This is a genomic window from Paenibacillus sp. 01T422, assembly GCF_056398785.1.
This window is the reverse complement of sequence record NZ_JBFTQB010000197.1, coordinates 1-11,131: the sequence shown is the minus strand read 5'-3', so window position 1 is coordinate 11,131 and position 11,131 is coordinate 1. Positions and strand designations below refer to the sequence as shown.

Sequence of the window (11,131 nt, the reverse complement as noted above, 5' to 3'; positions counted from 1 at the left end):
CTTCAATACATTTTTCAGTGAACCATTTCTTGCCCTTGAAAACTCTCATACATGATATTGGTCTCAGCTCAGATTAAGTCTGGCGTTGGATAATCATGGTAAGACGCGAATAGGGGAGGTGAACGGGAAATCTCATTCAGATTTGATATGAGAGATAAAACAGGTCAGCAGCAAGCAATTGTAAGGCAAAGGGATGAGGCAGAAGCTGATCGGAAAAAGGCTGCCGCTAAGAAGAAACTAGAAGAAGAGGCGAAAGCAAAAGCTGAAGCAGAGAATAAACAAGAGTAGCACCCACGGGGTGCTTTTTTATTGCCCACAAACTCTGCTTTTAGAACAGGGAATGTTCCTTAGCACTGATGTTATATACAACAAAATACAATGCGTGAGGAATCAAATTAGATTAAATATTTTATTGAGCTAATTGATTAGCCGATGTATTGTTATAAAATAAATTAAACTTTTATTGCTGTTTCACATATATTTTCATTATTTATATAATATATTATCAATATGTTCAATGTAGTAATACATTGATGATTATGATGAAGGGGGAGATGGTTATGAGCAGCTTGGCATCTTCGATGGAGTTTGAGAGTAACAAGGTTTCACGCCAACGCACCTATGACTTCCAGAGAGTTATGGCGAATAGGCAGGAACGAACGGAACACGAGGAGTGTGGTGAAACTGCGTTCTATCCCTTATCACCAGTAGCTTTGGCACTTTATTATAGTTTTGATTATGACATAGAGCCTGCCGGATAATCGGCAGGTTTTTATATTGTACAACAAGCTGATGGAGCAGTTCGAGAATCAGGTGATCTGCTTACTTTTTCCAATTGAATGTACTATACTTATCTCAATGTTATAGCACAGTTCAGCGAGGTGTGAACGATGAGCACAGGCCATTCGGAGCTGCATACGAAGCATGAACAAATCACGAAATATATTGAATCTGTGCCTGTCGGCACCAAGCTGTCTGTTCGGCAAATTGCGCAAGATTTGGATGTGAGCGAAGGAACGGCTTATCGAGCCATCAAAGAAGCGGAAAATATCGGGTTGGTCAGCACCAAACGCCGAATCGGTACGATACGCATGGAAAAAAAAGAGGAGCCAGTCATCGATAAGCTCACGTTCGCGGAAATTGTGAATGTGGTGGAAGGCGTGGTGCTTGGAGGAGCTTCCGGTATACACAAGTCACTGAACAAGTTCGTAATTGGCGCAATGCAGCTCGAAGCGATGTTGAAATACATTGAAGCGGGCAATTTGCTTATTGTCGGTAATCGTGTACAAGCGCATATGTGCGCCCTCAGCCAAGGGGCTGGGGTGTTGATTACGGGCGGTTTTGATACGACGCCTGAAGTCAAAGAGTTGGCCGATGAACTTCAGCTGCCGATTATCGGGAGTTCTTTTGATACGTTCACGGTGGCTACGATGATCAATCGCGCGATGGAAGACAGGCTGATTAAGAAGAAGATCATGATTGTTGATGACATCATGCGCAAACACAGTCCGATTTACTCGCTGGAAGGAACGGACACCGTCAAAGATATGCAGAAGCTAGCCGACAAAACCATGCACACACGTTATCCTGTCATCGACGGCCATAAGGTGCCCATTGGGATGATTACCACCAAGGATATTGTGGGTGCGAAGCCAAGCCAGCTCATCAGCACGTTAATGACACCGAATCCGCTCATGATTAACTTGAAAACTTCGGTTGCTTCAGCAGGGCACATGATGGTGTGGGAAGGCATTGAACTGCTGCCTGTTATTGATAACGAGCGGAAAATGATCGGCGTCATTAGCCGCAAAGATGTCATGAAAGCGATGCAGCATATGCAGCAGCAGCCGCAGAACGGGGAGACGTTCGAGGTGCAGATCTATGCAGGGATCGACGAAGTGCGCGATGCCGATGGCAAGTTGACTTTTAGAGGAACCATGACACCGCAAATGACGAACTTCGAGGGCTTGGTATCGGAGGGTGTACTCACCACGATTATGATTCGTGCGGCCTATCGCACGGTTAAGGAGCATAAGAAGGGCGATCTCATCCTGGATAGCTCATCCTGTTATTTTCTGATTCCGCTGCAGATGGACGAGGTCTTTGAAATTGTGCCGACGATTGTGGAAATGACACGCCGATTTTGCAAGATTGATATGGAAATCGTGGCGAATGGAGCCAGGGTGGCGAGATCGATGTTTACAGCACGCATCCTTTAAAAATTGATTGAAATCTAAGGAGGACATGCACATGATTGCTACGATTCACAAAAGTGAGAATGGGTATATTGCCCAGTACAATCGTCCGCTGGGGCATACTGTCAGCGAGGTTTGGGCAGCACTTACCGAAAATGATCGATTAGAGAAATGGATGAGCAATCTTCAAGTCGATGATCTGCGCAAGGGTGGCCATATGAAATTTGATAGGAAGGATGGCTCGGGCACATTGATCGACATGGAGATTACCGATTACGAGCCGCTTTCTGTGCTGGAGTTCACGTGGGGAGAGGATCGTGTCCGCTTTGAAGTTTCGGCAATCTCAGAGGGGTCTTTGCTCGTTTTAAAAGAGTTCATAGGCACGATGACGGACCATACACCAAAGGACTTAGCTGGCTGGCATGTTTGTCTGGATATGATGTCTGCGCTGCTGGACGGGCAAGCGATGGACTTTCCGATGGATGAGTGGAAGAAATGGTACGAGCAGKATGGTGAGCTGGTTCGCCAGGATTTGGCATAATCGCATAAAAAAGAGGCTGCTTATAGGGTATAGACCCATTAAGACAGCCTCTTTGTTCGTTTCGGCTATTTGCTAGCGGAGACGGTTTCGATTTCTTTCACGCTTTGATAAATGAGGTCGAACAACTCTTCCAGGTTGCCTTCTTCAATACAGGAGAAAGCGACGCGAAGATCAGCCGCTCCAAGAGCGATGGTACCCACACCATGCTGATCCAGCAAGTGGAGACGCAAAGTCTCGGCATCAACGGTTTTGAGCTTCAGGCACATGAAGTAACCGGAGTTGAACGGGTAGTAGCCCCATGCATCATCGAACTTACCGGAATCCAGAATGGACTTCGTACGGTTCGCACGGCCTTTCATGATCTCATATTTCTCTTGCTTCTGCTGATTGAACTCCGGGGAGTTAAGCGCATGAAGCACGAAGGTTTGGGATGGGTGAGGCCCGCTGGAGATCGTCGCACGGATGATACCCATTGTTTTCTGTTCTAGTGCGCTAAGCATCGCTTCGCTTTGGCCGGCATAAGTGACAAAACCAACGCGGAAGCCCCAGACGTATTCTTCTTTGGTAGCACCGTCAATTTTGATTGCAAGCACACGCGGGTGAATGTCGGCTAATTTACCGAACAAGGACTCATGAAGGGAACCTTCAAAGAAAAGTCCGAAGTAGGCATCGTCAGTGAGCACAACGACATTGATTCCAGCTTCAGCTGCATCTTTGATCGCGGCAGCAATCTCATTACCCTCTTCAGCCCCAGGCGTGTAGCCAGTTGGGTTGTTCGGGAAGTTCAAGACAACGATGGCTTTACCTTTGGATTGTTGAGCAAGCAGCGCTTCACGGAGGCCAGCAGCATTAAACTTCTGTTCCTCATTGTAGAGCGGGAAGTTCACAATTTTTGCACCACGGCGGATTTCAAAAGTGAGCTCGTAATTCTCCCAGTTTTTATCCGGAATAATAACGGAGTCGCCAGCATCTGCGAAAAGGTCAGCTGCGATACTTAGACCGTGCGTCAACGCATTCGTTACGATCGGGTTGCCGATCAGTTTGCTGCCGATCTCAGGGTTTTCTTCGAGCATCTTCTTGCGCCATGCGCTGCGGAGCTCGGGCTTGCCGGCTGGCGGCGCATATTCATATATATCTTTAGGTGCGTAGGTGGAGAGAGTATCTTGAATGACCTTCAAATGCATCGGCTGACCGTTTTCGATCGCAATACCAATCGTAGCGTTGAACTTTTTGGCTTTGGCCTTGGCTTCAGCAGATTGGCTAAGAATGCCTTCTTTCGGGAAGTAAATCGATTTACCTAATGCAGAAAGCATGTCAAATACGTGAGAATTTTCACGTTCCAGGGTCTCGTTTAACTGTCGTGCCAGAGGATTCATAAGCATGGGTCATTCCTTCCAATTTGCTATTCATTTTTTGCAGTTATTATACCACTTTCCCCCCGGTACGTCACTGCGAGAAACAAATTTTTTTGGATAGATTTTTATTCGGATCTAAACGTTTACCTGATTTAAAAATCCTGATAGCCGCAGTTTCACATCCGCCCATTCGCTGGCAATGATACTGAACATAACGGTGTCCCTTACATAACCGTCGTGAAGCACGCGATGTTGGCGAAGAGTGCCTTCTTTTTGGGCGCCTATACGGGTAATTGCCGCTTGGGAGCGCTCATTTCTCAGGTCTGTTTTAAGCTGCACGCGAAGGAGGTCTAAGGTCTCAAAGCAATGCTGCAGCAGCAAATACTTACACTCCGTATTAATTCTGGTCCGCCAAACACGGGGATTGTACCAAGTATGGCCGATCTCGACATGGCGGTTTGCGGCAGAGTAATCGAAAAGTCGTGTGCTGCCGACGATGCTATCGGACTGTTTGTCATACACACTGTAGGGAATGCCTAGGCCAGCTTTTTGCTCATCGAGAGCTTGGCGGACAAATTGTTCAACAGCTGAAGGTTGAAGCAGCGGTGTCATGTAAGCAAAGATGGCTGGATCTGAGGCCGCCTCCACCAGAGCGCTAATGTGGGATTCTTGCATCGGCAGTAGAGTAACTTGGGTTCCTTCTAGCAGGATTGGTTGGAAATTCATTGGCATATTCTCCTTGTCAAAAAGTCAGATATATGAGATTTTAGTAAGCATAATGGAAAAATGGTGTAATAGAAAGGTCCAATTTGGTTGTGTTTTTGTGGACCAATTGGTGTAGTGCGAAGGGACTTTTTGAAGAGAAGAGAAGAGAAGAGAAAGAAGAGAAAAACCGATAGAGGGCAGTAGGAGTTTCAAAGGGGGAGGATGTATGGATTTTCATATACCGTACCATACCTATCAGGCGAGATATGCGAGTAAATATGCGGCTTTGTATCATGCCCTGCATGACAACATACTCGGGAATAAGCTGCCGCGCGATACGAAGCTGCCATCAAGTCGTGAATTAGCTGCCTTGTATGGGTTATCGCGCGGGACCGTTAATCAGGTTTACGATATGCTGATTGCTGAGGGGTATTTGCAAGCTGATATCGGTAGAGGGACTTATGTTGTTTATAATGGGGTGCAGGAGAAGCAGGTGCCTTTTGAGGGGAAGGATATTCGTCTTTCGGACTGGGCGACGCGGGTTTGTGAGGCGGATTGGGATGGACGGGGGTTGAGGCGTGAGCAAGTGATGGAGCGGGGGCTAGGGCGGGTCCAGGAGCAAGGACGAGGGAAAGAGATTGCGTTCGTGATGGGTCGGCCGCACTTGGATGAATTTCCGCGGGAGCTATGGAACCGCGGGATGTACGAGCAGGTGYGGCGCATGACAGAGTCGCCGCAGGTAGAAGCTCACGTCGCCGAGGGGCATTATGCGCTTCGCGAAGCGATCGCACAGCACCTAAGGCGAATACGCGGCATCGAGGCGTCGCCAGAACGCATCGTGATCGTTAACGGGTCTATGCAAGCCATTGCGCTGCTGACCCAAATGCTTGTGAACGAAGGCGATCCCGTCATCGTGGAGCGTCCGGGCTACCAAGGCGCCAGCCGCGCTGTGCTGGCGGCTGGCGGAGTGCCCATCCACGCGGATGTGGATGGGCAAGGGCTTGTCCCGCAGCCGTGGAACGCACGGCTGCTGTTCGTGACACCCAGCCGCCAGTTCCCTACGGGGGCGGTGCTGGGTCTAGAGCGCCGCCAGCAATTGCTGCGCTGGGCGGCAGAGCAGGGCGCTGTCATCGTCGAAGACGACTATGACAGCGAGTTCAGGCACCGCGGGCGGCCCATTGAGCCGCTCAAGGTGCTAGACCAGGAGGGCCGAGTGGTCTACATCGGCACCTTTTCCAAAACGATGCTGCAGGACCTGCGCATCGGATATGTCGTGCTGCCGGAGGCGCTGCACGACGCTTTTGTAGCCGCGAAGCGGCTATACGAGCCGCACCCTTCGGGGCTGCTCGAACAGCGCTCGCTCGCCGCGTTCATGGCGAGCGGCGGCTACGAGCGACACCTGCGCCGCATGCGGCGGGTGTACGCGAGCAAGTTCTTGCTCCTGCAAGCGCTGCTGCAGGAGCAGCTCTCCACCCTCTTCGAGTGGGTGGAGAGTGACGCGGGGCTGCATCAGTTCGGCTGGTGGCGGGGGGACCCCCGCACCTATGCCGCTTATGCAGCCGAGTGCCGTAAGATCGGCGTCACGTGGAGCGACGCCAGTTCCTATGGCATCCCCCCGGGGAAGGCCGGGGGGATCTTCGGTTTTGCCCACCTCACGGAGCAGGAAATACGTCGAGGCGTTGCTGCCCTGCGGCAAGTCTCAGAAATTGTCATAAAATCAACAATATGATTTTGGCATGATTGACAGAGTATGCTATGATCTAACATGTGGTCAATTAATCATTTTATTGTAGGAGTGATCCCTAAATGGCAGGATTAAATGGTGGAGGCACAAGCGTGATTGTGCGTTTGGAAATACATAAAGAACAGGTCACGTTTGGGAAAATTGCTACAGCCATAGGCGATGCCGGTGGCGATATCGTCGCGGTTGACGTGACGCGAGCCAGTAAAACAACAACAACACGGGACATTACAGTTCAAGTTAGCGATCCGGATCATACCGAAGTGATTGTTAAAGTATTGAAAGGTATCCCTGGTGTACGGTTAATTAACGTATCCGACCAAACGTTCCTTATGCATTTGGGCGGCAAAATTGAAGTCACTCCGAAGATTCCGATTAAAAATCGGGACGACCTGTCCCGTGTATATACGCCGGGAGTCGCACGTGTATGTATGGCGATTCATGAAGATCCATCCAAAGCGCACTCATTAACGATCAAACGGAATACAGTTGCCGTTGTTTCTGACGGGACAGCTGTCCTTGGGCTTGGCAATATCGGACCTGAAGCAGCTATGCCAGTTATGGAAGGTAAGGCTATGCTGTTCAAGCAAATGGCAGGCGTTGATGCCTTCCCAATTTGCCTGGACACACAAGATACAGAGGAAATCATTCGAACTGTGAAAGCCATCGCACCAGCGTTCGGTGGTATTAATTTAGAGGATATTTCGTCGCCGCGTTGTTTTGAAATTGAAGAACGATTGATCAATGAATTGGATATTCCGGTATTCCATGACGATCAGCACGGAACTGCAGTTGTTATTCTTGCTGGTTTGCTTAATGCAGTTAAACTAGTGGGCAAACAGTTGGAGTCGTGTAAAGTGGTAATTACGGGCATCGGAGCTGCAGGTATCGCTTGTACGAAAATGCTACTTGCTGCAGGTGTCACTAACGTCATTGGTGTAGATCGACAAGGTGCTATCGTGCGTGGAGAAAGCTATTCGAACTCCGCTTGGGATTGGTATGCGAATAACACGAATCCTTTTGAGCTGAAAGGGCCTTTGTCCGATGTGATTGCTGATGCTGATATTTTCATTGGCCTATCCGGTCCGGGCGTCTTGAAGGTAGAAGATGTGAAGAAAATGGCGACTGATCCGATCGTATTCGCTATGGCGAACCCGACACCGGAAATCACGCCGGAAGAGGCGGAGCCTTACGTTCGCGTTATGGCGACAGGTCGTTCGGACTATCCGAATCAGATCAATAATGTGCTATGTTTCCCAGGCATTTTCCGCGGGGTGCTGGATTGCCGTGCTTCCCGAATCACGCAAGAAATGAAGCTTGCAGCAGCCAAAGCGATTGCCTCGGTAGTGAATGAAGATGAGCTGAGCGAGTATTACATTATTCCGAGCGTATTCAATCATGCGGTTGTTGAGAAAGTACGCGAAGCGGTCATGGAAGCGGTAGAAGCTACAGTTAAATAGCTGGATTTGAACGAAATATCCTAAATTTGGTAAAAATAGTGGTAGAAATTCCAGTTAATTGAGCAAAAGTAGATCAATAGTGGAAATTAGCAGGAGTAATCGGCGTTATTTGCTTTGATGATAATTGAGGTGCGTCAGCACAAAAAAACCTTGCTCCAGCAGCTGTTTCCAGTCTGTTGAGCAAGGTTGTTTGTGTTAATTCTGTTCCTCAGTCCACTCTTTTAACTTACGGTCAGAAGGAAGAAGGAAAGTTAGGATGCCGAGAAGCGGCAGGAATGCGCACAATTCCATCACACGCGTTGTGCCAATCGCGTCGCAGAGATTTCCAAGTACGACACTGCCGATACCGCCAAGTCCGAAGGCGAGTCCGGTAATAAGGCCGGATACGGTTCCTACTTTGCCAGGGAAAAGCATTTGGGCATAAACAACGGTAACGGAGAAGCTGGACAAGAGAATAATACCGATGACGACAAGCAAGACATAAGCCCAAGTAATACCAACATGCGGCAGCAGCAAAGCGAATGGCGCTGAGCCCAGCATGGAGAAGAAAATGACATTGCGTTTACCGAAACGGTCAGCGATCGGACCGCCAAAAAAAGTTCCCACAGCGCCAGCCGCGAGGAACAAGAAGATGAAGTCCTGTGCACGGTTAATTGACATGCCGTAGTTATCTTGCAGGAAGAAAGCGAAATAGCCGCTCATTGCAGCGCCATACCATGATCGAACGAAAACAAGGAAGATCAATACGTATATGGCGAAAAAGACACGTTTGCGGTGAACGGGATTGACAGTACGCTTCACCGTTGACTTAGGTTTGACTGGGAAGTTAGCCAATTCGGCTTTGTACCAGCGAGCAATAAACAGCTGTACGACTATGGCAATCGCAGCGACGCCAGTGAACCATATGGAGCCGAAAAGTCCAAGTGGAATGAAAATCCATTTGGTCATGACCGGCGCCAAGGATTGGCCGAAGTTACCGCCAACCTGGAAGATGGACTGTGCCAAGCCTTTGCGTGCTCCGGCAGCCATATGCGACACCCGGGAGCCCTCTGGATGGAAAGCAGCGGAGCCAAGCCCTACGAAGCATACAGACAGCAGCACGACCCAATACGAGTGAGCGAAAGCTAGCAGCAGCATCCCAGTAAGGGTTGATGCCATGCCAATCGGCAACATGTAGGGCGATGGCCTACGGTCTGAGTATAAGCCGACAACGGGCTGCATGATAGAAGCCGTGAAGTTGATGGCGAACTGTACCCAACCTACCTGGGAATAGCTTAATCCCATTTCGCTTTTCAGAATTGGGAAGATGGCGGGAATGACAGATTGGATAGAATCATTCAGCAAATGGACAAGGCCGATTGCAAATAATATCCGATAAACGGTTGGTTTAATATCTCCTGCACCCTGCAAGCTTTTGGATTCGGAAGATGGTGTTGTTATGGCAGCCATGATGCGCTCCTCTCGCTATTTATCTAGGAAACGGCCGAGGTCTTCTCCCATTTTCACTTTGGAACCAAGCTTAAGGTCTGGGCGAGGTTCAAACATATCATCTTCAAAAAGCAGCACAACGGTTGAGCCGAATTCGAAATAGGCTAGCTCTTGACCGCGCTCCAATGTCTTGGGAAGCGGCTTGACGTACTGGATCGAACTCACGTTCAGCGCGCCGACTTTAACGACGGCAACTTCACCTGTATGATGCTGGATGAAGGTGATTAATCGCTCATTGCGACTAAGTACTCGCTTCATGTGGCGAAGACCGAATTCGTTCACCGGATAAACTTTGCCGAGCACGTGCTCTTTTTCAAGGATATCCCCGGAAATCGGAGAATGGATGCGGTGATAGTCGGTTGGGCTTAAATACAGAACGAAATAGAAGCCATTTTTGTAATTGACTGTGCGGGGCGACCGGTTAAGCAGCTCGTCGATGGTGTAGTCTTGACCTTTGACATTGACGATTAAGCCTTCTTTAATGTCCCCAATTCCTGTAATCATGGCGTCAACCGGACTTACGACGCGCGTCTCGTCTTCATGAATCGGGCGTAAACCCGGCTTTAGGCGGCGAGTAAAGAAATCATTTAAGGATTTGTAGTCTTTGACATGCTTCTCAGCATCTTCAATACGTATACCGTAAGTTTGGGCAAAACGGGGAATGAACATCCGACTTGCTCTGGACCTGGCAAAAGCTCCTGTCACTTGGGATACCCATTTACGTGAGGAGAGCTCGGTTAGCAATTTGAAGAACGGTTTTGACATAGATTAACTCCTGTTCATTCGTGGTTAGGCGGGCTTTTGACCAACGTTCAAGTTTCTTCAAACATCCCTATTAATGGTTCTTCGCTAATCTTGCCACAGAAAGGTAAAAGAATCAATTGTCGAACGAAGAAGAAACGGCAAGATAGGTGGCTAAAAAAATAGTCTGGAGGCTGTTTGAGGTGAAATATGCTTGTCAATGCTGTTAATGAGGTGAACAGGTACAATGTCCAGTATGATCGTATTGCTTCTGTTTTTGATTCCGGCTTGCATGCTTGTTGGAGCGTGGATGTTCACAGCCTGTCGTATTGGGTTTCATGTGCTGGCATTGGTTAGTGCGTATGTGTTTGGCATCATTTCCGCTGTGGCGGTTTATGACATTTTGCGGGACGATACGGTGTTTATGACGAATATTCATGCGGTGTTTAACAACCAATTATTCCTTTTAAGCGGAGGCTATTTGGGATGTTATGGGATCTATTTGCTGTGGAAATACCTGTTAGCGGAGCTTAGGAAAGAGTAGTTCAGTGTTAATCTGCAACTTTTATCTGTAACTATTTCATTTGGCACATCGTCTAATAGGCATGTAGGCATGACTTATCATAAAGGCAGGTGTTAGAGTGAATCTTATTATTCCTAGATATACCAAGAGTATGATGTGTGCGGCTGCGTTATCTCTTTTTTTAATGGGGTGTGCCTCTTCTCCAAAAGATAACACGCCGTCAGCCACACCTGCTTCACCAACGCCATCTGCGAATGAGCCAGCAGCTACGCCAGTTCCAACTGTAGCACCGACTCCAAGCCCAACGCCATCAAGCCCTACTGCGGGCATGTCGCTGGACGAAAAGTTGGGACAGATGATCTTGGCTGGCATCGATGGATAC

The 11,131-nt window shown here is 48.6% G+C and carries 11 protein-coding genes and 1 pseudogene; 8 read left to right on the top strand and 4 right to left on the bottom strand.

What is annotated here, in order from left to right; genetic code table 11:
• Nucleotides 1–147 precede the first annotated feature (147 nt).
• The 4 genes from AC1DUA_RS13345 to AC1DUA_RS13330 all read left to right on the top strand — a co-directional run bounded on the left by AC1DUA_RS13345 (nucleotide 148) and on the right by AC1DUA_RS13330 (nucleotide 2,736).
• Nucleotides 148–288, top strand: coding sequence for a hypothetical protein (locus AC1DUA_RS13345; protein ID WP_477500222.1), 141 nt, complete (start codon nucleotides 148–150; stop codon nucleotides 286–288).
• Nucleotides 289–560: 272 nt separating this feature from the next.
• Nucleotides 561–761: a hypothetical protein gene (locus AC1DUA_RS13340; protein ID WP_477500221.1), complete on the top strand. Its 201-nt coding sequence runs from the start codon at nucleotides 561–563 to the stop codon at nucleotides 759–761.
• A gap of 129 nt (nucleotides 762–890) precedes the next feature.
• On the top strand, nucleotides 891–2,219 hold the full coding sequence (locus AC1DUA_RS13335; protein ID WP_477500220.1) for a DRTGG domain-containing protein: 1,329 nt from the start codon (nucleotides 891–893) through the stop codon (nucleotides 2,217–2,219).
• Between the two features lie 31 nt (nucleotides 2,220–2,250).
• Nucleotides 2,251–2,736 carry an SRPBCC family protein gene (locus AC1DUA_RS13330; RefSeq protein WP_477500219.1) on the top strand — a complete coding sequence of 162 codons (486 nt, stop codon included), beginning with the start codon at nucleotides 2,251–2,253 and terminating at the stop codon, nucleotides 2,734–2,736.
• A gap of 65 nt (nucleotides 2,737–2,801) precedes the next feature.
• Here the strand turns inward: AC1DUA_RS13330 and AC1DUA_RS13325 are convergent, their stop codons facing one another.
• Nucleotides 2,802–4,112, bottom strand: coding sequence for an aminotransferase class I/II-fold pyridoxal phosphate-dependent enzyme (locus AC1DUA_RS13325; RefSeq protein ID WP_477500223.1), 1,311 nt, complete (start codon nucleotides 4,110–4,112; stop codon nucleotides 2,802–2,804).
• Nucleotides 4,113–4,226: 114 nt separating this feature from the next.
• Nucleotides 4,227–4,817 carry a GNAT family N-acetyltransferase gene (locus tag AC1DUA_RS13320; RefSeq protein ID WP_477500218.1) on the bottom strand — a complete coding sequence of 197 codons (591 nt, stop codon included), beginning with the start codon at nucleotides 4,815–4,817 and terminating at the stop codon, nucleotides 4,227–4,229.
• A 205-nt stretch (nucleotides 4,818–5,022) separates the two neighbouring features.
• Here AC1DUA_RS13320 and pdxR point away from each other — a divergent pair, with 205 nt between their 5' ends.
• Nucleotides 5,023–6,525, top strand: coding sequence for a MocR-like pyridoxine biosynthesis transcription factor PdxR (pdxR, locus tag AC1DUA_RS13315; protein ID WP_477500217.1), 1,503 nt, complete (start codon nucleotides 5,023–5,025; stop codon nucleotides 6,523–6,525).
• 77 nt (nucleotides 6,526–6,602) lie between these two features.
• Nucleotides 6,603–7,997, top strand: a complete 1,395-nt coding sequence (locus AC1DUA_RS13310; RefSeq protein WP_477500216.1) for an NAD-dependent malic enzyme — start codon at nucleotides 6,603–6,605, stop codon at nucleotides 7,995–7,997.
• A gap of 195 nt (nucleotides 7,998–8,192) precedes the next feature.
• On the opposite strand, the gene AC1DUA_RS13305 is transcribed toward AC1DUA_RS13310, so the two are convergent.
• Nucleotides 8,193–9,446: an MFS transporter gene (locus AC1DUA_RS13305; RefSeq protein WP_477500215.1), complete on the bottom strand. Its 1,254-nt coding sequence runs from the start codon at nucleotides 9,444–9,446 to the stop codon at nucleotides 8,193–8,195.
• 15 nt (nucleotides 9,447–9,461) lie between these two features.
• Nucleotides 9,462–10,250, bottom strand: a complete 789-nt coding sequence (gene asd, locus AC1DUA_RS13300) for an archaetidylserine decarboxylase (protein ID WP_477500214.1) — start codon at nucleotides 10,248–10,250, stop codon at nucleotides 9,462–9,464.
• Between the two features lie 223 nt (nucleotides 10,251–10,473).
• Between asd and AC1DUA_RS13295 the strand changes: the two genes are divergently transcribed.
• Both AC1DUA_RS13295 and AC1DUA_RS13290 read left to right on the top strand, forming a co-directional pair.
• Nucleotides 10,474–10,770, top strand: coding sequence for a transposase (locus tag AC1DUA_RS13295; RefSeq protein WP_477500213.1), 297 nt, complete (start codon nucleotides 10,474–10,476; stop codon nucleotides 10,768–10,770).
• A 97-nt stretch (nucleotides 10,771–10,867) separates the two neighbouring features.
• A pseudogene (locus AC1DUA_RS13290) lies at nucleotides 10,868–11,131 on the top strand (hypothetical protein); the annotation flags it as partial.